We start from the raw sequence: 24,862 nt of genomic DNA, 5'->3' as shown, positions 1-24,862 counted from the left end.
TTACGCTTGAATGCGGCGGATCTTGGCGCCGACAGCGGACAGCTTGTCTTCGATGCGGTCGTAGCCGCGGTCGAGGTGATAGATGCGGTCGACCAGCGTCTCGCCCTGCGCGATCAAGCCGGCAATGACGAGGCTGGCCGAGGCGCGCAGATCGGTCGCCATGACGGTCGCACCCGACAATTGCTCGACGCCCGTCACCACCGCCGTCTTGCCATCGATGACGATATTGGCGCCCAGGCGGTTCAGTTCCTGCACGTGCATGAAGCGGTTTTCGAAGATGGTCTCCGTTACCGTGGCGGAACCTTCAGCAATGGCGTTGAGCATCATGAACTGCGCCTGCATGTCGGTGGGGAACGCCGGGTATTCCGACGTGCGGAAGCTCACTGCCTTGGGGCGGCCCGTCATCTGCACACGGATCCAATCGTCGCCTGTGGTGAGCGTCACGCCGGCTTCGCGCAGCTTGTCGAGCACGGCATCCAGAATGCCGGGCGGCACGCCGCGCAGCGTCACGTCGCCGCCGGCCGCAGCCACGGCACACAGGAACGTGCCGGCTTCGATGCGATCGGCAATCACCGTGTGGGCGGCGCCGTGCAGCGCTTCAACGCCCTGGATCACCAGGCGGTCGGTGCCGATGCCTTCGATGCGCGCGCCCATCTTCACGAGCAGGTTGGCCAGGTCGGTGACTTCGGGCTCGCGTGCTGCGTTTTCCAGCACGGTTTCGCCGTCGGCCAGCGCAGCGGCCATCAGCAGGTTTTCGGTGCCCGTGACCGTCACCATGTCAGTGACAATGCGCGCCCCACGCAGGCGCTTGGCGCCCTCAGGCAGCTTGGCTTCGATGTAGCCGTGCTCGATGACGATCTCGGCGCCCATCAGTTGCAGGCCCTTGATGTGCTGATCGACCGGACGCGCGCCGATACCGCAACCGCCCGGCAGCGACACACGCGCATGGCCGAAACGCGCCAGCAGCGGGCCCAGCACCAGGATCGACGCACGCATGGTCTTCACCAGGTCGTACGAAGCTTCCGGCGTGTGGATGGTCGCGGCGTCGAGCGTGAGGTGGTGACCGTCGAGCGCACCTTCCACGCCCATCTGGCGCAGCAGTTTGAGCATCGTGCGCACGTCTTGCAGGTTCGGCACGTTGCTCAGCGCCAGCGGCTCGGCCGTCAGCAGCGCGGCACACATGATGGGCAGCGCAGCGTTCTTGGCGCCAGACACGCGGATTTCGCCCGACAACGGGCCATTGCCTTCGATCAGCAGTTTGTCCATGAGCGAGACGTCTCGTCGATCACTTTGAGAGGGGCGCTCAGCGAGCGCGAGGTCGGAATCGGTTGAAACGGTAACCGGGGTGGGATCAAGCTCGGCCATCAGGACTGCCACTCCGCCGGGGTGAGCGTCTTCATGGAAAGCGCGTGGATTTCCGCGCGCATCCGCTCACCCAGCGCTGCGTAGACGAGCTGGTGACGCTGGATCAACCGCTTGCCTTCAAATTGCCCGCTGACGATGGTGGCAAAAAAATGCTGGCCGTCGCCCTCCACTTCGAGGTGCTCGCACGGCAGACCGGTTTCGATGTACTGCTTGACTTGTTCGGGTGTGGGCAACATAGCCGTCCCTTCTCCAAAAACGTTAGGGTGGTGCGTCGTTGTTGTTTTTAGAGACCGCCGCAAAATGAAGCGAAGCGGTTCTGAGGGTTCAGGGCCGATGCAGACGCTACATGCAGTACGGCAAGGAGGCCCTGGGCCGTCAGAATCATTTTTCAGCGGTCTCTTATCGACGCATCAATGGCGCAGCTTGTAGCCCGTGCGCAGCATCTGCAGGGCCACTCCCCCCACCACGACCAGCGCGATCAGCATCACGCCGAGGCTCGTCGTCACCGGCACATCGGACACACCGAAGAAGCCGTAGCGGAAGCCGTCGATCATGTAGAAGAACGGGTTGGCGTGGGACACCGCCTGCCAAAACGGCGGCAGCGAATGAATCGAATAGAACACGCCCGCCAGGAAGGTGGCCGGCACGATCAAAAAGTTCTGGAACGCCGCCAGCTGGTCGAACTTTTCAGCCCAGATGCCCGCGATGAGCCCCAGCGTGCCCAGCACGCTCGCGCCCAGCACCGCAAACACGATGATCCACAAGGGCTGCGCGAAGTGCAGATGCGCAAACAAGGTCGTCACGACCAGCACGCCCGTACCCACAGCCAGACCGCGAATGACGGACGCGCACACGTACGCGCCAAACATTTCCCAGTGCGACAGCGGCGGCAGCATGATGAACACCAGGTTGCCGGTGATCTTCGACTGGATGAGCGAAGACGAACTGTTTGCGAATGCGTTCTGCAGCACACTCATCATCACCAGACCGGGCACCAGGAAAGCGGTGTAGCTCAGCTGGTCGAACACCTTGACGCGATCTTCCAGCACGTGACCGAAGATCAGCAGATACAGAAGCGCGGTCAGCACCGGCGCGGCCACGGTCTGGAAGCTCACCTTCCAGAAGCGCAGCACCTCCTTGTAAAGCAGCGTGCGGAAACCGACCCAACGGCCCGGCAAGCTCTCGGGAATGGCGTTCATGCAGCGGGCTCCAGCGCAGAATCGGGAATGGCAGGCGCTTGAGGCCCGACCGGCAAGCCACCTTCGCGGCGCATGATCTGCACGAACACGTCTTCCAGATCAGCCTTGGCGACTTCCATGTCGTCGATCTCGCAGCCGGCGAGGCGGCACGTGGAGAGAAGCTGTTCGACTTCGCCATAGCCCGACAGGCGCAAGCGCACACCGCGCTCGCCGTGGTTGCCCGGCAGGCGCACGGCTTCCAGCGACGCGGGCAGCGCTCCCTTCGCAAAGCTCAGCACCAATTGCAGCCCGGCAAATTGCGAGAGCAGATTCGCCGTGCGATCGAGCGCCACCACTTCGCCAAACTTGAGCATGGCGATGCGGTCGCACAGAGATTCGGCTTCTTCCAGGTAGTGCGTGGTCAGCACGACGGTATGGCCTTCGCGGTTCAGCCGCGAGATGAATTTCCACAGCGTCTGGCGCAACTCGACGTCCACGCCGGCGGTCGGCTCGTCCAGCACGATCACGGGCGGGCGGTGTACCAGGGCCTGCGCCACCAGCACGCGGCGCTTCATGCCGCCCGACAGCGCGCGCATGTTGGCGTCTGCCTTACTGGTGAGGTCCAGGTTGGCCATGACCTCATCGATCCAGTCGTCGTTCTTGGTCAGGCCGAAATAGCCCGACTGCAGGCGCAGCGTCTCGCGCACCGTGAAAAACGGATCGAACACCAGTTCCTGCGGCACCACGCCGAGCTTGCGGCGCGCCATGCGGTAGTCGGAAACAACGTCGTGACCGAGCACACGTACGTGGCCGGAATCGGCACGATTCAGGCCCGCGAGGATGGAGATCAGCGTGGTCTTGCCCGCGCCGTTGGGGCCCAGCAGGCCGAAAAACTCGCCCTGCTCGACAGACAAGCTCACGCCCTTTAGCGCTTGCAACGACTTGTAGCGCTTGCGGACGTCAGCGATTTCGATGGCTTTCATGGCCGACAAAGTGAACTACTCTGCGCATCCCAGGGCCGTGGATCGACAAGACCGTGACGGCCGCGGATACCGCACACGGCGGCTGCAGAGCGACAAACCCAGAATTATAGGGGAACTGCACCAACTCACGGCGCCACAGCTAACGACGCCGAACCGCGAATGCCGAGGGCGCGCGCAACGCCCCGACCGGAGCGCGGCATCGCGATGATGGGTTCGGGGCAATCACCCCGCGCCCACACCGGACGCCGCCTCAATGTCGAGCGTGATGGTCGGCGGCAGGGGCCGGCGCGACGGCCAGCAGAGACTCCACGCCGTACAGCGTGGCGAGGTTGGACAGCGCTTGCGGAGCGCCTGCGATATCGAGCGCGATACCGGCATCCTGTGCGGTGCGCTGCCATGACAGCAGCACCGCCAGCGCGGACGAATCGACCTGCGACAAGCCGGCGCAATCGACGTGCAGTGCGGCAATGCCGGCTTCGCGCGCTTGGCCGAGCTGAGCCTCGCCCTCGCGCAGAACGCGCGGCGCTTCGCGGTGAGTCAGCGGGCCGGACAAGGTCAACATGGTGGAAATGGATGCGTCAGAAAAAGAAACAGCGGCCAGAGTTGACCGCTGTGTCGATTCTACCGGAAGGCTGCTTACTTTGCCGGAGCCTTCTCGAGCTGCGTGTTGCGCTCGTTCAGGAAGCTCACCAGGCCGGCCACGCCGCCCCGCTTGCTGATGACATCGGCAAACTGGTTCTTGTACGTTTCAGACAGCCACAGGCCGCTGATGTTGATGTCGTACACCTTCCAGCCACCGGCCGTCTTTTCCAGGCGGTAATCCAAGGCCACCGGCTCGCCGTTGTTGTTCACGGTCGAACGCACCACCACGTCGGTGTCATCCGCGGCCGCACGGAACGGCTTGTACGAAACGGTTTGGTTCTTCACGTTCGACAGCGCGCCGGCGTAAGTGCGGATCAGCAACGTTTTGAAGCTTTCCTGAATCTGCTGCTGTTGCTCCGGCGACGCCTGGTTCCAGAAGCGGCCCATGGCGATCTGCGTGGTGCGCTTGAAATCGGCGCGCGGCACGATCTTCTGGTCGACGAGCTGGTACACCTTGGTCATGTTTCCGCCACGCAGCTCCGGATCGCTCTTGATGGTGGTGAGCACGTCGTCCACAGCCGTCTTGACGGTGGCCTGTGCATCCGCTTCCTGAGCGTGGACCGGCGCGGCTGCAACGGCAGCCGTCAGCGTGAGGCCGGCGAACAGGGAGCGGAGAAGCTTCTTCAACATATCGCGTCCTTATAGTGTGATTTTCGGGTCGCTTGCGGCACATTCGCCGCAATCTTGTTGGCGATTAGAACAGACCGCCCGCAGGCAAGTTCGTGCGGGCCGGCCAGTTTTACGCCTTGTCACCTTTGAGGCGACCTTGTTACGTGTACCGATCAGCGACGAAATACCGGCCAGTTGGGGGTGAAGCGCTGGTACGGCGAGACCGTGGCGTCACCGGTATCCGGCGATTTCTTGTTGTCCTGATCTTCCGGCAGGTTGCCGTCATAGATCAGGTAGCGGCGGCGCTGCAGATAGGCATCGCGCAGGAAGGTGTACTTGTCGACAGCGGCCTGTTCGAGCACGTTGCTGGCCCCAAGCAGGTTCGCACGCACGTCGACCACGCGCAGGGCGGCCAGCGAGTAGGTGACTGCGCTGTCGTGCCAGTACGTGAGCGGATCCATCTGCCAGTCCACCAGGAACCCCACAGTGTCACGTGCGGTGCTCGGACCAAGCAACGGCCAGACGACGTACGGACCCGACGGCACACCCCATACACCCAGTGTCTGGCCGAAGTCTTCCTTGTGCTTGGGCAGGCCGGCGTCCGACGCGATGTCGATCAGCCCCCCCAGACCCAGCACCGTATTGATCGCCACACGCATGGTGTCTTCCAGCGCGGCCGTGCCCTTCAACTGCAGCAGGTTGTTGACGGCCGAATAGACATCGCCTGCATTCGAGAAGAAGTTCGACACCGCCGTGCGCGCCGGCGACGGCACCACATCGACATACGTTTGCGCAACCGGCTTCAGCACGCCCTTGTCGAGGTCCTCATTGATGCGGAAGACTTCGCGGTTGAACGGCTCGATCGGATCGGCCGGATTGGCATTCGGCCCGGTGGCACAGCCGGCCAGCAGCGAGGCGCCTGCAGCCACGGCCAGCGCAAAGCCGCGCAGCGCACGGATGGATGTTGTTGTTTTCATGGTTTATTTGCTCCCACTGCCCTCGACCGGCTTGGCTCCGCCGGCACTGCCATTAGCGCTGCCGGCACCGGCATCCGCGGCCTTGCTGTAAAGGAACTGGCTGATCAGGTTTTCCAGCACCACCGCCGACTGCGTCATCGTGATCTTGCTGCCGCTGGCAAGCATGGCCGAGTCGCCGCCCGGTTCAATACCGATGTATTGCTCACCCAGCAGACCCGAGGTCAGGACCTTGGCCGAACTGTCTTTCGGAAACTGATAACGCTGATCCATATCGAGCACGGCGATTGCCTGGTAGCTCTTGTCGTCGAAGAGGATCTGCGACACACGGCCGACCACCACACCCGAACTCTTGACCGGAGCCCGCACCTTCAAACCGCCGATATTGTCGAAGGCCGCTTTCACCTGGTAAGTCTTGGCAAACGAGAACGAGCTCATATTGCCCGCCTTGAGCGCCAGGAATAGCAGCGCAATGATGCCCACCAGAACGAATAGGCCGACCCAGAAATCGAGGACGCTTTTACGCATGATCTTTTCTCGTTGAACGCTAACGACAACCGGCGGCTCAGCTGAACATCAGTGCCGTGAGCACGAAATCCAGCGCCAGCACGGTGAGCGACGCGATCACCACCGTCCGGGTAGTCGCGCGCGAGACGCCTTCCGGCGTGGCCTTGGCCTCATAGCCCTGATACAGCGCAATGAAGGTGACCGCCACACCAAACACGACACTCTTGATGACGCCGTTAAGCACGTCGTCCATGACATCCACGCCGGCCTGCATCTGCGACCAGAACGCCCCAGGGTCCACGCCAATCAGCCCGACCCCGACGAAGTATCCGCCCAGAATACCCACCGCACTGAAAATCGCGGCCAGCAGCGGCATGGCAATGAAACCCGCCCAGAAGCGCGGCGCCAGCACGCGGGCTAGCGGATCGACGCCCATCATTTCCATGGCGATCAGTTGCTCGCCGGCTTTCATCAAGCCGATCTCGGCCGTGAGCGAGGTACCGGCGCGACCGGCAAACAGTAGTGCCGTCACCACCGGCCCCAGTTCGCGCACCAGCGACAGCGCCACCAGCAGGCCCAGCGCCTGCTCGGAGCCGTATCGGTTAAGTGTGTTGTAACCCTGCAAGCCAAGCACGAAACCAACGAACAGGCCCGATACGGCAATGATGATGAACGAATCATTGCCGACGAAGCGCAGTTGCTCGATCACCAGGCGCGGGCGGCGAAGCACATCGCCGGAAGCGCCAATGAGCGAAATCAACGTGCGCGCGGCGTAGCCGAAGCGGCTGACCAGCACCAGGACAAAGCGGCCGATGGTAGAGATCACCGTGCGCCTCCGTTCTTGCCCAGACCGAAGTCATCGGCCAGGGGCGCCCCAGGATAGTGGAACGGCACAGGGCCGTCCGCCTCGCCACGCACGAACTGGCGCACAAACGGATCGGTCGACGCGGTGAGCTCAGCCGGCGTGCCCTGCGCGGCAATGCTACCGTTGGCGATGAAGTAGACGTAATCGGCGATGCGGAACGTCTCCTGCACGTCGTGCGAGACGATGATGCTGGTCGCGCCCAGCGCGTCGTTCAGCTTGCGGATGAGCGAGGCGGTCAGGCCCAGCGAGATCGGGTCCAGCCCGGCGAACGGCTCGTCGTAAAGGAGGAGCGACGGATCGAGCGCGATCGCCCGCGCCAATGCCACGCGCCGCGCCATACCGCCGGAAATCTCTGAGGGCATCAGGTCGCGCGCACCGCGCAGGCCGACGGCGTTGAGCTTCATCAGCACCAGATCGCGGATGAGCAGTTCGGGCAGTTCGGTATGTTCGCGCAGTGGAAATGCCACATTGTCGAACACGGACAGATCGGTAAACAGCGCTCCGAACTGGAACAGCATGCCCATCTGCCGGCGTGCCGCGTACAGCTCACGCTTGCCCATGGCGCCGATGTCCTGGCCGTGTACGCGCACTGTGCCGGCGGCAGCGGCCACTTGGCCGCCAATCAAGCGCAGAATCGTCGTCTTGCCGCAACCGGAGCCACCCATGACGGCCACCACGCTGCCCCTGGGCACGCGCATGCACAGGCCGGACAGAATGCGCCGCGCGCCTGGCTGATAGGCGAAATCGACCTGATCGAGTTCGACAACGGCGTTGGAAGGCTGGGTGGACACGGTAGAGATCGGTGCAGAGGGCTCGGCAGGTTGGCGGCTTCATGCTGCCGCATCTCGTTGTCTTGACTTCCGCGGGCTCGCCAAACGAGGCGGCTTCGCGCGGCCCGCCATTATAGGTGGAAACCCGCGTAGCCCGTCAGTCACGCCTTGCTTACCGACAGTTAGTGTGGCTTGTTCGCCGCGCCGCGGGTTTTCGGCCCTTGCGGGTTGCTGAAAGTGGTGCGCCTGCGAAGTTGGGCTGGCGCTGCAGACCGGCAGTGGAAGTGGCCTATTCGCCGCTATCGAGCCGTAGATCGGCTTGGCGAATCATCCCCTGCCAGTGCGTGGCATCACGGCGCACGGTTTGGGCAAACGTGTCGGGGGCATCCCACTCCGGCTCGAAGCCGCCAGCACGCAACGTAGCGTGAACGTCACCTGAAGCGACGGCGCGACGCAGTTCGGCCGCCGCGCGTATCGACAGAAGCCGGGGGGTGCGCGCGGGCATGAAGGTGCCGATCCAGGCGCTGCGATCGAATCCGGCGAGACCGCCTTCGCGTAGCGTCGGCACGGCGGGCGCGAAGCGCGAGCGAGCTCCCCCCGTCACCCCGAGCAACCGTAGCTGGCCATTGGCAGCGGCTGCCGCCACGCTCGGATAGCAGGCGAAACATGCCGACATGCGTCCGGCCAGGACCTGTTGCACGAGCCCCGCTTCACCGCGAACGGCCACATGCGGCGCATGGAAAGCGTAGTCGCGCACAAACTGCTCGGCGACAAGGTGCGACCACGTGCCGACGATATCCGAGCCGCAATTGACCGTGACGGACTCGCCGCGCGCCTGCGCAAGCAGATCGGTGATGGAGTAGATCGGCAAGCGCGCATCGACAGCGAGAAACAGCGGCAGCGTGGCCACCATCGCTACCGGTTGGAAGTCACGCAGCGGGTCATACGACGCTGGTTCCAGCGCGGGCTGAGCGACGAACGTGGTCTGTTGAAGCAGCAAGGTATGGCCATCAGATGGCGCGCGGGCAACGGCCTCACCGGCGGCCATGCCATTGGCTGCGGGGCGATCCTCGACGCCCACCTCGCGGCCGACCTGCTGTTGCAGTTGCGTCGCCAGTGCCCGGGCGAGCGCATCAAACGCACTGCCTTCCGCCGCCGGCACGACCAGACGCAGCGGTTGCGAGGGATACCCTTGCAGCAATGCATGCGCGGGCGACGTCAGCATTGCCGGCAGCACACCCAGCCACGCAAGCGCCCGCCGCCGCTGCCGGTCCGGCATATGCGGCACATCGGGCGCGTGGGGCACATCAGCACGCACATTGCGGGCACGAGGTCGCATGAGGCAGGTTGGGATCACGAGGAGATCTCATTCTAGAAATCCGCCCGTCCGCCCTGCACTCATGTAAACCATGTCGACGTAAACCATGAGGCATGACGCGCGCGCCAAAACACGTGCGTCACAAATAAAAAGGCCCGCCAAGGCGGGCCTGAGTCATCCGGTCAACCGCGTGGTCAGCGCGGCAGTTCCGAATGGCCCATGAGAAACGCGTCGACCGAGCGGGCGGCTTGGCGGCCTTCCCGGATGGCCCACACGACGAGCGACTGGCCGCGGCGCACATCACCGGCGGCGAACACCTTCGGCACGTTGGTGGCGTAGGCGTTGTCGCCTTCGGTGGCGGCACGCGCATTGTTGCGCGCATCCTTCGTCACGCCGAAGGCATCCAGCACGCCGCCGACCGGGTTCGTAAAGCCCATCGCCAGCAACACGAGATCGGCCTTGAGCGTGAACTCGCTGCCTGCAACTTCGGCCATCTTGCCGTCCTTCCACTCCAGGCGCACACCGGTGAGGCCCGTCACGCGGCCGTTTTCACCGATAAGCGCCTTGGTGGCAACCGACCAGTCGCGCTCGCAACCTTCGTCGTGCGACGACGACGTGCGCAGCTTGATCGGCCAGTACGGCCACACCAGCGGCTTGTTCTCTTCTTCGGGCGGACGCGGCAGCAGTTCGAACTGCGTGACCGACGCGGCGCCATGGCGGTTGGACGTGCCCACGCAGTCCGAGCCCGTGTCGCCACCGCCGATCACGATGACGTGCTTGCCATCGGCGCGGATCGGGTTCGGCGCATCGCCGGCCACTTCCTTGTTCTGCGGGATCAGGAATTCCAGCGCGTAATGCACGCCGTCCAGATCACGGCCCGGCACCGGCAGATCGCGCGGCACTTCCGAACCGCCCGTCAGCACGACGGCGTCGAATTGCTTAAGGATGTCGTCGGCAGAGATCATCTCCCGCGCGTCGTTGGTGATGCCGGCCGGAACCGTCTTGTCGCCCACCATCACGCCGGTGCGGAAGGTCACGCCCTCGGCTTCCATCTGTTGCATGCGGCGGTCGATCTGTGCCTTTTCCAGCTTGAAGTCGGGGATGCCGTAGCGCAGCAGGCCGCCAATGCGGTCGTTCTTTTCGAACAGCGTCACATCGTGACCGGCGCGCGCCAGTTGCTGCGCAGCAGCCATGCCCGCAGGGCCCGAGCCGACCACGGCCACGGTCTTGCCGGTCTTGTGCTTCGGCACTTGGGGCGCGACCCAGCCTTCTTTCCAGGCCTTGTCGATGATGGCGTGCTCGATCGACTTGATGCCCACCGGCAGTTCGTTGATGCCCAGCGTGCAAGCCGCTTCGCACGGCGCCGGGCAGATGCGGCCCGTGAACTCAGGGAAGTTGTTGGTCGAGTGCAGCACTTCAATCGCCGTCTTCCAGTCCTGGCGATACACCAGATCGTTGAAGTCCGGGATGATGTTGTTGACCGGGCAGCCGTTGTTGCAGAACGGAATGCCGCAGTCCATGCAACGTGCGCCCTGGATCTTGGCTTCGTTGTCCGCCAGCGCGAACACGAACTCCTTGTAATGCTTCACGCGCGCTTCGGGCGCTTCGTATGCCTCGTTCTGGCGGGGAAATTCGAGAAAACCGGTCGCCTTGCCCATGGTGTCCTTCCTGACCCGATGCTGCTCTGCTGGCACAGTCGTGCTAGCCAGGCAGTCGGGCCTGTCTTGTGAGGTTGCGTTGTATTCGGTGGTGGCGAATGGCCGATCGCGCGGATCAACCATTCGCCGAGTCGAGGGGAATCAGGCTGCGATCTGTTCGCGGCCGGCTTCCTGTTCGCGCTCGTACATCTCGGCCAGGGCGCGCTTGTACTCGGTCGGGAAGACCTTGACGAAGCGGCGACGGGCGTTGTTCCAGTCGGCCAGCAGCTCCTTGGCACGCTCGGAACCGGTGTAGCGGAAGTGCTTTTCCACCAGCGCCTTGAGCAGGTGCTCGTCTAGCACGCGCTCGCCGTTCACCTTGTGCCAGGTCGCCGAGGTATGTGCCTTCTCCTGGTCAGCTGCCGACAGCACGGATTCCAGTGCGACCTGCGCCGTGTTGCAGCGCTTGTCGAACAGGCCGTCTTCGTCATAGACGTAGGCGACGCCACCCGACATGCCTGCCGCGAAGTTGCGGCCGGTGATGCCCAGCACGACGACGGTGCCACCGGTCATGTATTCGCAGCCGTGGTCGCCCGTGCCTTCCACCACCGTGGTGGCGCCGGAGTTGCGCACCGCGAAGCGCTCGCCGGCCACGCCGTTGAAGTACGCTTCACCGGCCAGCGCGCCGTACAGCACGGTGTTGCCGACGATGATGTTGTTGGTCGGCTCACCGCGGAACTCGTGCGGCGGACGCACGATCACGCGGCCGCCCGACAGGCCCTTGCCCACGTAGTCGTTACCGTCGCCCACCAGGTCCAGCGTCACACCGTGCGCCAGGAACGCACCGAACGACTGGCCGGCCGTGCCCTGCATCTGCACGTGGATCGAGTCATCAGGCAGACCTTCATGGCCGTAGCGCTTGGCCACTTCGCCCGAGAGCATCGCGCCCACGGTACGGTTGACGTTGCGCACCGGCTGGATGAACGACACGCGCTCGCCCTTTTCCAGCGCAGCCTTGGCCTTCTCGATGAGCTGGTGATCCAGCGCGCGGTCCAGGCCGTGGTCTTGCACGTCGACTTGGTAGCACGGCTCGCCTTCCTTCTTGGCCGGCTGATAGAAGATGCGCGCGAAGTCCAGACCGCGGGCCTTCCAGTGTTCGATGCCGGACTTCGTGTCGAGCAGGTCCGCGCGGCCGATCAGTTCGTTGAACGTGCGGATGCCCAACTGCGCCATGATTTCGCGCACTTCTTCGGCCACGAAGAAGAAGTAATTCACCACATGCTCGGGCTTGCCCGAGAACTTCTTGCGCAGCACCGGATCCTGCGTCGCCACGCCCACCGGGCAGGTGTTCAGGTGGCACTTGCGCATCATGATGCAGCCCTCGACCACCAGCGGTGCTGTAGCGAAGCCGAACTCGTCCGCGCCCAGCAGCGCGCCGATTACCACGTCGCGGCCGGTCTTCATCTGGCCGTCGGCCTGCACGCGGATGCGGTTGCGCAGGCCATTGAGCATCAGCGTCTGCTGCGTCTCGGCCAGGCCCAGTTCCCACGGCGTGCCGGCGTGCTTGATCGACGACCACGGCGAAGCACCGGTACCGCCGTCATGGCCCGCGATCACCACGTGATCGGCCTTGGCCTTGGCGACACCTGCAGCCACCGTGCCCACGCCCACTTCCGACACCAGCTTGACCGACACGTCCGAACGCGGATTCACGTTCTTCAGGTCGTGGATAAGCTGCGCCAGATCCTCAATCGAGTAAATGTCATGGTGCGGCGGCGGCGAGATCAGGCCCACGCCCGGCACCGCATAACGCAGCTTGCCGATGTAGTCCGTCACCTTGTGGCCGGGCAGTTGGCCGCCTTCGCCAGGCTTGGCGCCCTGCGCCATCTTGATCTGGATCTGATCAGCCGAAGCCAGGTACTCAGCCGTCACGCCAAAACGGCCCGACGCCACCTGCTTGATCTTCGAGCGCAGCGAATCGCCTTCCTGCAGTTCCAGATCGCGCTCGACCACTTCGCGGCCGATCACGTCCGACAGCTTCGTGCCCTGCTTGATGGGAATGCCGCGCAGTTCATTGCGGTAACGGCGCTCGTCTTCGCCGCCTTCACCCGTGTTCGACTTACCGCCGATGCGGTTCATCGCCACGGCCAGCGTGGTGTGCGCTTCGGTCGAAATCGAACCCAGCGACATGGCGCCGGTAGCAAAGCGCTTGACGATCTCCTTGGCGGATTCCACTTCTTCCAGCGGGATCGCGCGTGCCGGGTCCACCTTGAACTCGAACAGACCGCGCAGCGTCATGTGGCGCTTGCTCTGATCGTTGATCAGGTTCGCGTATTCCTTGTACGTCTGGTACGAATTCGCGCGCGTCGCGTGCTGCAGCTTGGCGATCGAATCCGGGGTCCACATGTGCTCTTCGCCGCGGACGCGATAGGCGTATTCGCCACCAGCGTCCAGCATATTCGCCAGCACCGGTGCATCTCCAAAGGCGTCACGGTGCAAGCGCAGCGCTTCTTCGGCCACCTCGAAGATGCCGATGCCGCCCACGTTCGATGCGGTGCCGTGGAAGTACTTGTCGACCAGTTCACGCGACAGGCCGATTGCTTCGAAGATTTGCGCACCCGTGTACGACATGTACGTCGAGATGCCCATCTTGGACATCACCTTGTGCAGGCCCTTGCCGATCGCCTTGGTGAAGTTGTAGATGGCTTTCTCGGCGGTCAGGCCCAGACCCGGCGCCAATTCGGCCAGCGTCTCCATCGCCAGATACGGATGCACGGCTTCTGCGCCGTAGCCGGCCAGCAGCGCGAAGTGGTGCACTTCGCGGGCCGAACCCGTTTCGACGACCAGACCGGTGCTCGTGCGCAAGCCCTTCTCCACCAGGTGATGGTGGATGGCGGACGTGGCCAGCAGCGCCGGAATGGCAGCCTGCTTCTCGTCGACCGCACGGTCCGACACGATCAGGATGTTGTAGCCCGACTTGACCGCGTCAACCGCCTCGGCGCACAGCGAGGCCAGACGCGCTTCGATGCCTTCCTTGCCCCACGCCACCGGGTAGCAGATGTCCAGCTCGTAAGCCATGAACTTGCCGCCGGTGTAGTGCTCGATGTTGCGGATCTTCGCCATGTCCTTGAAGTCCAGCACGGGCTGGCTCACTTCAAGACGCATCGGCGGGTTGATGTTGTTCAGCTCAAGCAGGTTCGGCTTCGGCCCGATGAACGAGACAAGCGACATCACCACGTTTTCGCGGATCGGGTCGATCGGCGGGTTCGTGACCTGCGCGAACAGTTGCTTGAAATAGTTGTAAAGCGTCTTGTTCTTGGACGACAGCACGGCCAGCGGGCTGTCGTTACCCATGGAGCCTGCGGCCTCTTCGCCGTTGGCGGCCATCGGGGTCATCAGGAACTTGACGTCTTCCTGCGTGTAGGCGAAGGCCTGCTGGCGGTCCAGCAGCTTGGCGGCCGGCTTGGTCTCGGCGGCCACGTCTTCGGGCTTCGCGTCCAGCTCGTCGAGCTTGATGCGCACGGCATCGATCCAGCTCTTGTAGGGCTTGGCGTTGGCCAGGTTGTCCTTGAGTTCCTTGTCGTCGATGATGCGGCCCTGCTCCATGTCGATCAGGAACATCTTGCCCGGCTGCAGACGCCACTTCTTGACGATGCGCGACTCGGGAATCGGCAGCACGCCGGCCTCCGAGGCCATCACGACCATGTCGTCGTCGGTCACGTAATAGCGCGCCGGACGCAGGCCGTTACGGTCGAGCGTTGCGCCGATCTGACGGCCGTCGGTAAAGCAGATGGCGGCGGGGCCGTCCCACGGCTCCATCATCGCGGCGTGGTATTCGTAGAAGGCGCGACGGTTGTCGTCCATCAGCGTGTGCTGTTCCCACGCTTCCGGAATCATCATCATCATCGCCTGGGCCAACGGGTAGCCGGCCATCGTCAGCAGTTCGAGGCAGTTGTCGAACGATGCGGTATCCGACTGGCCCGGATAGATCAGCGGCCACAGCTTCGGCAGATCATCGCCCAGCACCGGCGACGAGATGCCGCCCGTACGCGCGTTGATCCAGTTGACGTTGCCCTTGACGGTGTTGATTTCGCCGTTGTGCGCAACCATGCGGTACGGGTGCGCCAGCTCCCAGGCCGGGAACGTGTTGGTCGAGAAACGCTGGTGCACCAGCGCCAGCGCCGACACCGTACGCGGGTCTGCCAAGTCCTGGTAATAGCGGCCCACCTGTTCGCACAGCAGCAGGCCCTTGTAGACGATCGTGCGCGCCGACATCGACGGCACGAAGTATTCCTTACCGTGCTTGAGCTTGAGCGCCTGGATCGCGTGGCTGGCCGTCTTGCGGATCACGTACAGCTTCCGCTCCAGCGCGTCGGTGGTCATGATGTCGCGACCGCGCCCGATGAAGATCTGGCGGATCACAGGCTCGGTCTTCTGGACCGTCGGCGACATCGGCATGGTCTTGTCGACCGGAACATCGCGCCAGCCCAGCACGACCTGGCCTTCCAGACGCACGGTGCGCTCGAGTTCCTGTTCGCAGGCCAAGCGCGACGCGTGCTCCTTCGGCAGGAAGATCATACCGACGCCGTATTCGCCGGCCGGCGGCAGGTTGATGCCCTGCTTCGCCATTTCTTCACGGAAGAACTGGTCGGGAATCTGCAGCAGGATGCCCGCGCCGTCGCCCATCAGCGGATCAGCACCGACCGCGCCTCGGTGGTCGAGGTTATGCAGGATGCGCAAACCCTGCTGGACGATCTCGTGGCTCTTCTTGCCCTTGATGTGAGCGACGAAGCCGACGCCGCAAGCGTCATGTTCATTGGTCGGGTCGTACAGACCCTGGGCCGACGGTGCGGCGGGGAAGGAATGTTGTTCCACGGCGATCTTCCGAGGTTGTGGGTACTTCGCGCCGTCGTAGAAGGCCCTCGCGATCGTGCGGATGCGGTGGCAGACAAGCAATGGCGCGCCGCACCATGAATGCGGGGTGGAACGAATATAAAAGAGCAGCCTGTAACAGGCAAAAGTTTTTAAATGGGGTCGGAGTAAATTAATAAATGCACGACAACAGTGCGGGTTTATTAATGGGGACAGATTAAATTCGAGCGCAGTGATGAGGCTGTGCGTGACGGCCCCGCCACCCTACTATTCAGTGCGCGCGCTGTCCTCCGCGCCCACTTCTGCGGGTTGGCGAGGCGGTCGCCCCTTCGGCAGGGGCGCAACGCGGCGGCCACCGGCGCGCGCCAGTGTCGCGAGAAACGCCTCGTTTCCGAGTGGCCAGCCGCTGTGCACATGCTGGCGAATCTTCGCAAGCTGGTCTGAACCCAGACCTTCATGCCACAACGTTCGATAGCGCGATTGGCGCTCGAAAGGCGTGTTGCCAAGACGCCAGTAGCAATAGTGGTCACTCACCCACGGAATGGATTGAATGCCCACATGATGCCGATACGTGCTCCATCGGTCGTCTTCCGGCGTGCTAACCAGGCCTGCGCGCACCGCGTTGGATTCCACATACAACAGTATCGGCAGCACCCATTCGGCCGGGTCCAGTACGGTCGAGCGGAAACGCCCTTCCCATAGCGTTCCGCTGCGATCAGCGGCGGCGTTGAAGTACCGCGTATAGCGCCGTCCGACCGCCTGCAGCGTGCGCGAAAGGCTGTCCGCCACCTTGGGCGTTCCCACCAGATGCACGTGATTCGGCATCAGCGAGAAACCATGGACGGCGAAGTCGTGCTCGCGTGCGGCCATGCGCAACGTATCGAGATAGAACGCGTAGTCGTCGTCGCCGCGAAAAACGATCTGGCGGTTGTTGCCGCGCTGCAACACGTGCACAGGGACATCGGTGGGACTGAGGCGAGGCAGGCGGGCCATGGAAAAGACATGCGGCGAAAAGCGCCATCGTAGCCCGAAGCCGACGAATCTGTCCCCACTTTTCAGTGGGCAAACGCTTGCATGCCGGTTGTCATCGAGGGGCGACGGCAGAGTTTGCGTGCCGTCAAATCGGTGGCCCTACGCGCTATCGACGACAGGGAGAACTTGATCCCGAGCAAACCGGCCAAGCGACTTCCCCGCGAGACTGGCTCCCATCACATCACGAGACGACACGAGAGGGAGCGATTCATGGCTTTTCACCGCCTAGCCGCTGTTGCTGTAGCCGCCGGAATGCTTGCCGCCGGATTCAGCCAGACCGCCTTTGCGCAGAGCACGGATTTGGCGCCGGCCACCGGCAACTGGATGGTGCGTCTGCGCGCCGTCAATCTGACAGCCGCCAACAAATCCGACGCGGTGCCCGCACTGGCCATTCCGGCTGACGCCATTCAGATCAACAACAAGGTCCTGCCCGAGCTGGACATCTCGTACTTCTTTACGCCACACCTCGCGGCCGAACTGATCCTGACCTACCCGCAACAACAGGACGTCACGGTCATGCAAAGCGCGCTGGGCGGCCCGACCAAGATCGGCAGTTTCCGCCACTTGCCGCCCATCCTGACGATGCAGTACCACTTCACGCCCGAGTCGCGCTTCAAGCCGTACGTGGGCGCTGGCATCAACTACACGCGCATCTCGAATGTAAATCTGCAGGTGCCCGGCGTTGGTTCGCTGGACCTGAGCAAGAACAGCTTCGGCCCCGCGCTGCAGGTCGGCTTCGACTATCGCCTGACCGAACGCCTCTACTTCAACGTCGACCTGAAGAAGACCTGGATCAGCGCCGACGTGAAGATGGCCGGCCAGACCATCAGCAAGGTCAAGGTTGACCCATGGCTGCTGGGCGTCGGCCTGGGTTATCGCTTTTAAGGGAGGCGATCAGCGAACTGACACTGTCCTGATCGACTTTTACCGACGTGCCGCAGGGGCCGTCGACGGCGGGGGCGCTCGTCGGCGGTGGTTGGCGCGTTCGGCCCGGCATGCGTTGGGGCGGCCGGGCATTTTTTTTGGGCGTTTGATTTTGATCTGGTTTCAGATCGCTTGGGAGCCAGGCGATCGGATAGCGGCTCGACCGTTACTGCCGTTACTCAAACCGCATCCACGGCAAAGATGCGGCGATGCTCCTTGATGGCGTAACGATCCGTCATGCCAGCGATGTAATGCGCAATCCAGCGCGGCTGCTCTTCGGGGTTGGCTTTCGCCTGGTACTGCGGCGGCAGCAGGCGCGGGTCTTCCATGAAGACGCGGAACAGATCGTCGATGATGCGGCGCGCCTTCGCGGCCATGCGCATCACGAGGTAATGCCGATACAGGTTGTCAAACAGGAAGCGCTTGAGCGCGCGCGCCTCTTCGCGCATCGGCTCGGAGAAGGCAACGAGCGCCGGCGCGGCACGCACATCATCGATACATTGCGGCGCAACGTCAGCAATGCCGGCACGCGTGGTACCGATCAGATCGACGATCAGCGCGTTGATGATGCGGCGAATGGTTTCGTTGATCAGGCGCCGGCCGCTGACATCCGGGAACGCGGCCTCGGCTTCACGCCGGTGGATAGCCCACAGCGGTACGCCTTCGAGTTGCTCCAGCGTAATCAGGCCGGAGCGCAGGCCATCGTCGATATCGTGGTTGTTGTACGCGACCTCATCAGCGAGATTGGCAAGCTGGGCTTCCAGCGAGGGCTGCTGACCTTCGAGAAAGCGCCGCCCCAGGTCACCAAGCGTGGCCGCGTTATTGCGCGAGCAATGTTTGAGAATGCCCTCGCGCGTCTCGAACGTGAGGTTCAGGCCATCGAAACCGCCGTAGCGCTCTTCCAGCCGATCGACCACCAACAAGCTCTGCAGGTTGTGTTCGAAGCCGCCATACGGCTTCATGCAGTCGTTGAGCGCGTCCTGTCCAGCGTGGCCGAACGGCGTGTGGCCCAGATCGTGTGCCAGCGAAACCGCTTCGACCAAGTCCTCGTTCAGGCGCAGACTGCGCGCAATCGAACGACCAATTTGCGCGACCTCCAGGCTGTGCGTGAGCCGCGTCCGGAACAGGTCGCCCTCGTGGTTCACAAAGACTTGCGTCTTGTATTCGAGGCGCCGAAACGCGGTGCTGTGGATGATGCGATCGCGGTCACGCTGGAACTCGGTGCGCGAGGTGGAGGGCGGCTCGGCGTGCACACGGCCGCGCGTCTGCGCCGAATGTGCGGCGTAAGGGGCGAGATGGCCTTCGAGGTCGAACGGCGCGGACGGCAAATCAAATCGGTCGTTCATCGGGCCATCTCGTCTTGCCTCAGGCGATGGGCGCTTCGGTCGGTGGTCGCAGCACGGCGTGCTGCAAGGTGGCGCGCAAGTCGGCATCGGGCACCGTGGTCACGAACGCCTGGCCCAGTTTGCGCAGCAACACGAATTTGATCTCGCCGGCTTCGGCCTTCTTGTCGACGCGCATCAGCTCGATGAAGCGATCGACGCCCAGGTCCGGTGCCACCGCCGGCAGATCAGCCGCACGCGTGAGTGCAGTGATGCGGTTGCGCGTGTCGATATCGATAAAGCCCAGGCGATGCGACAGGTCCGCCGCCATCACCATGCCGCAGCCGACGGCTTCGCCGTGCAGCCATTCGCCGTAGCCCAGGCCAGCCTCGATGGCGTGGCCGAAGGTATGGCCGAAATTGAGCGTGGCACGCAGGCCGGTTTCGCGCTCGTCCTGCGCCACGACGGCCGCCTTGATGCGCACCGAGCCCCGCACGGCTTCGGACATCAGGTCGGCATCGCAATCGTTGAGACCCTTGATGTTCTGTTCGATCCAGGCGAAGTAATCGGCATCGGCGATTGCGCCGTGCTTGATGACCTCGGCCATGCCGGCAGCCAGCTCGCGCGCAGGCAACGTGCGTAGCGTATCGATGTCGGCCAGCACCACCTGCGGCTGGTGGAACGCGCCGATCATGTTCTTGCCCAGCGGGTGGTTGATACCCGTTTTGCCGCCCACCGAGGAATCGACCTGCGACAGCAGCGTCGTCGGTACCTGAATGAACGGCACACCGCGCATGTAGCAGGCCGCGGCAAAGCCGGTCATGTCGCCGATCACGCCGCCGCCCAGCGCGATCAGCGTGGTCTTGCGGTCTGCACCGGCCGTCAACAGCGCATCAAAGATCCGGTTGAGCGTGTCCCACTTCTTGAACGACTCGCCATCGGGCAGCACAACCGTGTCGACGGCCTTGCCAAGCGCGCGAATGGCTTCTTCGACCTTGGCCGCATACAGCGGCGCGACGGTCTCGTTGGTGACGATCACGGCACGCGCGCCGCGAATGTGGGGGGCGAACAACTCGGCCTTGGACAGCAACCCCGAGCCGATATGGATCGGATAGGCGCGATCGCCGAGGTCAACATCAACGGTAATCATGACTGAGGGGAGACTTGCGAGGAGGTGGAGGCGCCCGCAGGCGGCGCCACAATGCCGGCCACCTCGAGTTGCATCAGCACCATATTAACAAGCTGGGCGACGGTGGGCTTGCCCGTTTCGATGACAAAGTGCGCCACATCACGGTATAGCGGATCCCGGATCGCATGCAGTTCTTCAAGCTTGGCACGCGGGTTTTCGGTCTGCAGCAGTGGCCGGTTCTTGTCGTGCCGCGTGCGCAGGTACAGGTCATGCGGATTGGCGCGCAGGTAGATCACGGTCCCGCGCTCGCGCAGGAGCGCGCGATTCTCGGCACGCAGCACCGCACCGCCGCCCGTGGCGAGGACCACGCCATCGCGCGAGGTGAGTTCGTCGATCATGTGGGTTTCGCGATCGCGGAAACCCACTTCGCCCTCGTGCTCGAAAATGATCGGCACACGCACGCCGCAGCGCGCTTCGATCTCATGATCGGAGTCGAAGAACGGCAGATCGAGCCGACGCGCCACCGCCCGGCCGACCGTGGTCTTGCCCGCGCCCATCAAGCCGACGAAAAATACGTTCGAAACAGACAAAATCGCGTGAAATCAGGAATTTGAGCTTGATTGTAGTGGCATTTGGTCACCATCCCGCACAAACCCGGCAGCAGGACACAAAAAAGCCCGGCGCTCCACTCAGGAGGCCGGGCTTTCAGATCGCGATACCGCCGCCGATTACTTCAGCGACAGTTGATCGGACAGCACACGCGGCGTCAGGAAAACCAGCAGCTCGGTGCGGTTGTTGATCTTGCTCGTGCTCTTGAACAAGTTGCCCAGCACCGGAATATCGCCCAGCAACGGCACCTTGTTGATGTCGGTCCGCTCGTTCTGCGTGTAGATACCGCCGATCACGACCGTGCCGCCGTTCTCGACCAGCACCTGCGTCTGTACGTGTTTGGTGTCGATGGCAAAGCCGTTGGTGGTCTGGATACCCACGCTGTCCTTGTTGACGTCCACATCCAGGAAGATGTTGCCATCCGGCGTGATCTTGGGCGTCACTTCCAGCTTCAGGTTAGCCTTCTTGAACGACACCGACGTCGCACCGGAAGAAGTCGCCTGCTGGTACGGAATTTCAGTACCTTGCTCGATCAGCGCCTTGATATTGTCGGCAGTGACCACGCGCGGGCTGGAGACGATTTTGCCGCGGCCGTCAGCTTCAAGCGCAGACAGCTCCAGCGCCAGGAAGCGGCCAGCACCGGCATTGAACAGGCTCACGGCGACGCTGGCTGCGTTCACGCCGTTGATGCCGTTGGCAGGGAAGCTGATCGCTGGGCTGTTGTCCCACGTGGCGCCCTGAGTAATGGGCGAGACCACGTTGGTGTAGGTGTTGCCATAGCCCGCGCCGTTGGTCTTGGAAGCGAAGCCCAGCTTGGCACCCAGGTTGCGGCTGAACGTATCGTCCGCCTCAACGATGCGCGCCTCGATCATTACCTGGCGAACCGGGATGTCGATCTTCTGGAGGAAGGCCTGCACCTCTTCGAGCTTGCTCGGGATGTCGGAGACAAACAGTTGATTCGTACGCGTATCCGCCGTAAGCGAGCCGCGCTTGGACAGAATCCGCGAAGTCGCGGCGCCACCGACAGCACCGCCTGCCCCACCTGCGGCACCGGTACCCAGCAACATGTTGCGCACGTCCCCGGCGCTCTGATAGTTCAGGCGGAACACCTGGCTGCGCAGGGGCTCCAGCTCGGTCACTTGCTGTTGCGACTCCAGCTCGGCCTTTTCCTTCGTGGCCAGTTCACCACGCGGGGCCACCCACAGCACGTTGCCGTTGCGACGCGACGCCAAGCCCTTCGAATCGAGCACGATCTGCAGTGCCTGATCCCACGGCACATCCTTCAGACGCAGCGAAAGGGTACCCGTCACGCTGTCGCTGGTCACGATGTTGAGATTCGTGAAGTCGGCGAAGACTTGCAGCAACGAGCGCACATCGATGTTCTGGAAGTTCAGCGACAGGCGCTCACCACGGTAGCCCGGGCCGGAAATCAGCTTGTTCGGGTCTTCCTTCGTCGGGCGCACTTCCACCACGAACTGCGTGTCGGTCTGGTACGAGCTGTACTGCCAGTTGCCACGCGGCTCGATGATCAGACGTGCGCCAGTGCCGTTATCGGTGGCACGCATGGCCTGCACGGGCGTGCCGAAATCGCTCACGTCGTAGCGACGACGCAGCGACTGCGGCAGCGTCGCACCGACGAAGTCCACCACGAGGTTCTGGCCTTGCTGGGCGATGTTGATCGCCGAGTTGGCAGTCGACAGGTCGACCACCACGCGGCCGGCAAGATCCTCGCCGCGGCGGAAGTCAACGTTGCGCACCGCCGGGCGCTCGGCGCCTGCGACGGGTGTCGGGGCCGAGAAGGTCGGCGCTGCGACTGCCGCCGCCACCGGCGCAGCTTGCAACGTCAGCACGTACTGGTTACCGCGCACTTCCGACTTGTACTGCGTCTGGCGCGACAGATCGAGCACGACGCGGGTACGGTCGCCGATCTGCACGACGTTTGCCGAACGCAGCAGCTTGCCGCCGTATTGGTAATTGGCGCGGCCTTGCGCGAAGGTCGCCCCGAAGAAGTCGATGGCGATGCGCGCAGGCTGCTGCGTGCTGAACTCCACCGGCTTCTGCGTCGGCGCGCTCTTGAGCGTGACCGTCACCACGGTGGATTCACCGGCCGTGGCCTGCTCCACCTTTTCGATCGTGTTGCCGGAGACGGCCGCCGCAGGTGCTGCCTGCTGAGCAACGGCCTGACCAGCCAACATGAACATGCACAGCGAAAGCCATGCCACCGCGCCCCCCCGGGCCACTCGGGTTGCCTGCGACAGGCCGCCCTTCACAAGACGCATCGTCATTGCGCGCTCTCCTGAACTTTCAGGGTCGTCATTTTTTCTTTCCATTCGGTCGTGCCTTCGCGCACCAGCTCACGCAGGGTGAGTTCCTGGTCTCCGATGCGGACGATGCGACCATAGTTTTGTCCGATGTACTGCCCCACATGCACATGCTGCGTCTTGTCCCCGACAGACAGGACGGCTTCCGTCTCGCCATTGCGCTTCATCGTCCCGACCAGCTTGAAGGCTTCCAGCGGATAGTCTTCCAGCGGCTCGCGACGGCGATTCGGTTCCGGCGATTCGTTCTGCGCGCGCGAAAGCTCTGCCACCTTCTGCACGCTGAACGGATCAGTCTGCTTGGTGGTCGTGTATTCGCGCGGCGCGTAAGGCTTGGGCTCAGGCAGCGGCTGCACGGTCGTACTGACGCTCTGGCGCGCTTGCTGCATCCATTGCTGCAATTCATCGTCTTCGCTCGCGCCGCAGGCCGTCAGCACGACGGCCAGGCACAGGGGCGACAGACGCAGAACGTGCGACATGCGGCGACGGCTCATGGTGCGGCCCCTCATTTGGCGCCTCCCTTGGCAGCGGCATTCGCTTTGCGCTGAGCCGCTTGCTCATCCGCGTCGAGTGCCCGGTAGGCCTCAGCGCGCGTTTCCATCACCATGCCGCCATCCTTGGTACCCGTCAGCGAGATGTTCTGCAGCGTGACGATGCGTGACAGCGCCGCCACGTCGGCAGCAAACAGCGCCATGTCGTGATAGCGTCCATTCACCTTCACGGCGACGGGAATCTCAGCGTAATAAGGCTTGATTACCGCGCCGGAGGGGCGGAACAGGTCGAAGGTCAGGCCACGCGCGATACCGGCATGGTTAACGTCGGCCAGCAGCGCGTCCATTTCGGTCTTGTTGGGCAGTTGCAGCTCAAGCTTGGCGACACGCTGCTCCACCTCGGCCTTCTGCTTGCGCAGCGCTTCGAGGTTCACCACCTGTGCGAGCTTGCTTTGGTATGCCGACTTGAGGTTGTTCTGTTCGGTACGCTTGGCGTCCCGCTCGTCAAACTTGCCGCTCCAGTAGAACTGCCAACCCAATCCGATCACCAGCACGGCGGAGAGAATCATGAACAGGATGCGCGGCGCGATCGGCCACGTTTCCGGCTCATTCAGGTTCAGGCCACGGAACTGGCTGACCAGGTCTTCCAGCGAAATTTCGGTCGAGAGCGCCATGGTTATTTCCCCGCCGTGGCCGCGCCCGGCTTGGCCGGCGCTACCGGCTCGGCCTTCCATTGGAAGCGGATCGTGAAGTTGAACAGGCGGCGCTGTTCCTTCAGGTTGTTCGTCATGGTGGTGGCCACCGATTCACCCAGCTCGGCGTGATCCAGCCAGGGCACCGTACCAAGGTTACGCAGCAGGTCCGACACGCGTTCGTTGGACTGCGCCACACCCGATACGGTGTAACGCTCGCCATCCTGCTTGAGCGAGGTGAGATAGATGCCGTCCGGCACTTGGCGCACCAGTTCTTCGAGCAACTGCACCGGGCGGTTGCGCTGGTTCTGCAGGCTTTCCACCGCTTGCTGACGTTGCAGGAGGTCGTCGATGTCCTTCTTGAGGGTGTTGACCTCGGCGATCTGCTTGTCCATCTCCGCGTTCTTCTGCGTGAGGATGTCGTTGATGCGTTGCGCCTCTTCGGTCTGGTGATCGATCACCATGCCACCCAGGAACACCACCACAGCGCCCGCAACGGCAGCGCCGCCCAGGCTCATGAAGACTTTCTTGCGCTTACCGGCACGCCGCTCTGCGTGATACGGCAGCAGATTGACGTTCGGGAGCGCATTTACGGCATTCGCGCTTTCATTGGCCATCGTCGACT

General features: G+C 63.3%; 22 protein-coding genes. 1 reads left to right on the top strand and 21 read right to left on the bottom strand.

Annotated features, from left to right (window positions below; all coding sequences use genetic code 11):
* The 14 genes from murA to DOD19_RS00280 all read right to left on the bottom strand — a co-directional run bounded on the left by murA (window position 1) and on the right by DOD19_RS00280 (window position 16,713).
* Entirely contained in the window at window positions 1-1,266 is a 1,266-nt protein-coding gene (murA, locus tag DOD19_RS00345) for a UDP-N-acetylglucosamine 1-carboxyvinyltransferase (RefSeq protein ID WP_112183461.1), read from the bottom strand.
* Between the two features lie 98 nt (window positions 1,267-1,364).
* Window positions 1,365-1,601, bottom strand: a complete 237-nt coding sequence (locus DOD19_RS00340) for a BolA family protein (RefSeq protein WP_024977841.1) — start codon at window positions 1,599-1,601, stop codon at window positions 1,365-1,367.
* 174 nt (window positions 1,602-1,775) lie between these two features.
* Entirely contained in the window at window positions 1,776-2,564 is a 789-nt protein-coding gene (locus tag DOD19_RS00335) for an ABC transporter permease (RefSeq protein WP_112183459.1), read from the bottom strand.
* Window positions 2,561-3,526: an ABC transporter ATP-binding protein gene (locus tag DOD19_RS00330; RefSeq protein ID WP_112183457.1), complete on the bottom strand. Its 966-nt coding sequence runs from the start codon at window positions 3,524-3,526 to the stop codon at window positions 2,561-2,563. Before DOD19_RS00330 ends, DOD19_RS00335 begins: the two co-directional genes overlap by 4 nt.
* A 250-nt stretch (window positions 3,527-3,776) precedes the next feature.
* The gene (locus DOD19_RS00325) at window positions 3,777-4,088 is read right to left on the bottom strand and encodes an STAS domain-containing protein (protein WP_024977844.1); all 312 of its coding nucleotides are present in this window, start codon (window positions 4,086-4,088) and stop codon (window positions 3,777-3,779) included.
* Window positions 4,089-4,162: 74 nt separating this feature from the next.
* The gene (locus tag DOD19_RS00320) at window positions 4,163-4,798 is read right to left on the bottom strand and encodes a phospholipid-binding protein MlaC (protein WP_024977845.1); all 636 of its coding nucleotides are present in this window, start codon (window positions 4,796-4,798) and stop codon (window positions 4,163-4,165) included.
* A gap of 152 nt (window positions 4,799-4,950) precedes the next feature.
* Window positions 4,951-5,754: a VacJ family lipoprotein gene (locus DOD19_RS00315; protein ID WP_112183455.1), complete on the bottom strand. Its 804-nt coding sequence runs from the start codon at window positions 5,752-5,754 to the stop codon at window positions 4,951-4,953.
* A gap of 3 nt (window positions 5,755-5,757) precedes the next feature.
* On the bottom strand, window positions 5,758-6,279 hold the full coding sequence (mlaD, locus tag DOD19_RS00310) for an outer membrane lipid asymmetry maintenance protein MlaD (protein ID WP_112183453.1): 522 nt from the start codon (window positions 6,277-6,279) through the stop codon (window positions 5,758-5,760).
* 37 nt (window positions 6,280-6,316) lie between these two features.
* Complete coding sequence (mlaE, locus tag DOD19_RS00305; protein WP_112183451.1) at window positions 6,317-7,084, bottom strand: lipid asymmetry maintenance ABC transporter permease subunit MlaE; 768 nt, start codon at window positions 7,082-7,084, stop codon at window positions 6,317-6,319.
* Window positions 7,081-7,914, bottom strand: coding sequence for an ABC transporter ATP-binding protein (locus DOD19_RS00300; RefSeq protein ID WP_024977849.1), 834 nt, complete (start codon window positions 7,912-7,914; stop codon window positions 7,081-7,083). The genes mlaE and DOD19_RS00300 overlap by 4 nt, the downstream gene beginning before the upstream one ends.
* Window positions 7,915-8,182: 268 nt before the next feature.
* On the bottom strand, window positions 8,183-9,172 hold the full coding sequence (locus tag DOD19_RS00295; protein WP_112183541.1) for a tripartite tricarboxylate transporter substrate binding protein: 990 nt from the start codon (window positions 9,170-9,172) through the stop codon (window positions 8,183-8,185).
* A 233-nt stretch (window positions 9,173-9,405) separates the two neighbouring features.
* Entirely contained in the window at window positions 9,406-10,869 is a 1,464-nt protein-coding gene (locus DOD19_RS00290; protein WP_024977851.1) for a glutamate synthase subunit beta, read from the bottom strand.
* A 141-nt stretch (window positions 10,870-11,010) separates the two neighbouring features.
* Window positions 11,011-15,723 carry a glutamate synthase-related protein gene (locus DOD19_RS00285; RefSeq protein ID WP_204360013.1) on the bottom strand — a complete coding sequence of 1,571 codons (4,713 nt, stop codon included), beginning with the start codon at window positions 15,721-15,723 and terminating at the stop codon, window positions 11,011-11,013.
* A 264-nt stretch (window positions 15,724-15,987) separates the two neighbouring features.
* Entirely contained in the window at window positions 15,988-16,713 is a 726-nt protein-coding gene (locus DOD19_RS00280) for a transposase (RefSeq protein WP_024977853.1), read from the bottom strand.
* 249 nt (window positions 16,714-16,962) lie between these two features.
* On the opposite strand from DOD19_RS00280, the gene DOD19_RS00275 reads away from it, so the two are divergent.
* Complete coding sequence (locus DOD19_RS00275) at window positions 16,963-17,637, top strand: OmpW family protein (protein ID WP_024977854.1); 675 nt, start codon at window positions 16,963-16,965, stop codon at window positions 17,635-17,637.
* Between the two features lie 218 nt (window positions 17,638-17,855).
* On the opposite strand, the gene DOD19_RS00270 is transcribed toward DOD19_RS00275, so the two are convergent.
* The 7 genes from DOD19_RS00270 to DOD19_RS00240 form a co-directional block, all read right to left on the bottom strand.
* Window positions 17,856-19,022, bottom strand: coding sequence for a deoxyguanosinetriphosphate triphosphohydrolase (locus tag DOD19_RS00270; protein WP_112183447.1), 1,167 nt, complete (start codon window positions 19,020-19,022; stop codon window positions 17,856-17,858).
* 19 nt (window positions 19,023-19,041) lie between these two features.
* Window positions 19,042-20,148, bottom strand: a complete 1,107-nt coding sequence (gene aroB / locus DOD19_RS00265; RefSeq protein WP_112183445.1) for a 3-dehydroquinate synthase — start codon at window positions 20,146-20,148, stop codon at window positions 19,042-19,044.
* Entirely contained in the window at window positions 20,145-20,717 is a 573-nt protein-coding gene (locus DOD19_RS00260; protein ID WP_204360012.1) for a shikimate kinase, read from the bottom strand. Before DOD19_RS00260 ends, aroB begins: the two co-directional genes overlap by 4 nt.
* Window positions 20,718-20,855: 138 nt before the next feature.
* Window positions 20,856-23,015 carry a temperature dependent type IV pilus secretin PilQ gene (pilQ, locus tag DOD19_RS00255; protein ID WP_275426876.1) on the bottom strand — a complete coding sequence of 720 codons (2,160 nt, stop codon included), beginning with the start codon at window positions 23,013-23,015 and terminating at the stop codon, window positions 20,856-20,858.
* A 2-nt stretch (window positions 23,016-23,017) separates the two neighbouring features.
* Complete coding sequence (locus DOD19_RS00250) at window positions 23,018-23,563, bottom strand: pilus assembly protein PilP (protein ID WP_024977859.1); 546 nt, start codon at window positions 23,561-23,563, stop codon at window positions 23,018-23,020.
* Complete coding sequence (locus tag DOD19_RS00245) at window positions 23,560-24,219, bottom strand: type 4a pilus biogenesis protein PilO (protein WP_112183439.1); 660 nt, start codon at window positions 24,217-24,219, stop codon at window positions 23,560-23,562. The genes DOD19_RS00250 and DOD19_RS00245 overlap by 4 nt, the downstream gene beginning before the upstream one ends.
* A 2-nt stretch (window positions 24,220-24,221) precedes the next feature.
* A complete protein-coding gene (locus DOD19_RS00240; protein ID WP_112183438.1) occupies window positions 24,222-24,854 on the bottom strand; it encodes a PilN domain-containing protein in 633 nt (210 codons plus the stop codon).
* Window positions 24,855-24,862: the final 8 nt, after the last annotated feature.

It is taken from the genome of Ralstonia sp. GX3-BWBA, from assembly GCF_003290055.1.
Taxonomy (GTDB): domain Bacteria; phylum Pseudomonadota; class Gammaproteobacteria; order Burkholderiales; family Burkholderiaceae; genus Ralstonia; species Ralstonia holmesii.
Note: the sequence above shows the minus strand (reverse complement) of the source record. Positions and strands in the feature narration are given on the sequence as shown.

What these genes read in the sequence shown, in the direction of transcription:
- pilQ (WP_275426876.1), bottom strand. Translation starts at nt 23,015, where the DNA reads ATGCGTCTTGTGAAGGGCGGCCTGTCGCAGGCAACCCGAGTGGCCCGG.
- DOD19_RS00340 (WP_024977841.1), bottom strand. Translation starts at nt 1,601, where the DNA reads ATGTTGCCCACACCCGAACAAGTCAAGCAGTACATCGAAACCGGTCTG.
- DOD19_RS00330 (WP_112183457.1), bottom strand. Translation starts at nt 3,526, where the DNA reads ATGAAAGCCATCGAAATCGCTGACGTCCGCAAGCGCTACAAGTCGTTG.
- DOD19_RS00335 (WP_112183459.1), bottom strand. Translation starts at nt 2,564, where the DNA reads ATGAACGCCATTCCCGAGAGCTTGCCGGGCCGTTGGGTCGGTTTCCGC.
- mlaD (WP_112183453.1), bottom strand. Translation starts at nt 6,279, where the DNA reads ATGCGTAAAAGCGTCCTCGATTTCTGGGTCGGCCTATTCGTTCTGGTG.
- DOD19_RS00325 (WP_024977844.1), bottom strand. Translation starts at nt 4,088, where the DNA reads ATGTTGACCTTGTCCGGCCCGCTGACTCACCGCGAAGCGCCGCGCGTT.
- DOD19_RS00245 (WP_112183439.1), bottom strand. Translation starts at nt 24,219, where the DNA reads ATGGCGCTCTCGACCGAAATTTCGCTGGAAGACCTGGTCAGCCAGTTC.
- murA (WP_112183461.1), bottom strand. Translation starts at nt 1,266, where the DNA reads ATGGACAAACTGCTGATCGAAGGCAATGGCCCGTTGTCGGGCGAAATC.
- DOD19_RS00250 (WP_024977859.1), bottom strand. Translation starts at nt 23,563, where the DNA reads ATGAGGGGCCGCACCATGAGCCGTCGCCGCATGTCGCACGTTCTGCGT.
- aroB (WP_112183445.1), bottom strand. Translation starts at nt 20,148, where the DNA reads ATGATTACCGTTGATGTTGACCTCGGCGATCGCGCCTATCCGATCCAT.
- DOD19_RS00315 (WP_112183455.1), bottom strand. Translation starts at nt 5,754, where the DNA reads ATGAAAACAACAACATCCATCCGTGCGCTGCGCGGCTTTGCGCTGGCC.
- DOD19_RS00295 (WP_112183541.1), bottom strand. Translation starts at nt 9,172, where the DNA reads ATGCCGGACCGGCAGCGGCGGCGGGCGCTTGCGTGGCTGGGTGTGCTG.
- DOD19_RS00280 (WP_024977853.1), bottom strand. Translation starts at nt 16,713, where the DNA reads ATGGCCCGCCTGCCTCGCCTCAGTCCCACCGATGTCCCTGTGCACGTG.
- DOD19_RS00290 (WP_024977851.1), bottom strand. Translation starts at nt 10,869, where the DNA reads ATGGGCAAGGCGACCGGTTTTCTCGAATTTCCCCGCCAGAACGAGGCA.
- DOD19_RS00275 (WP_024977854.1), top strand. Translation starts at nt 16,963, where the DNA reads ATGGCTTTTCACCGCCTAGCCGCTGTTGCTGTAGCCGCCGGAATGCTT.
- DOD19_RS00320 (WP_024977845.1), bottom strand. Translation starts at nt 4,798, where the DNA reads ATGTTGAAGAAGCTTCTCCGCTCCCTGTTCGCCGGCCTCACGCTGACG.
- DOD19_RS00270 (WP_112183447.1), bottom strand. Translation starts at nt 19,022, where the DNA reads ATGAACGACCGATTTGATTTGCCGTCCGCGCCGTTCGACCTCGAAGGC.
- DOD19_RS00240 (WP_112183438.1), bottom strand. Translation starts at nt 24,854, where the DNA reads ATGGCCAATGAAAGCGCGAATGCCGTAAATGCGCTCCCGAACGTCAAT.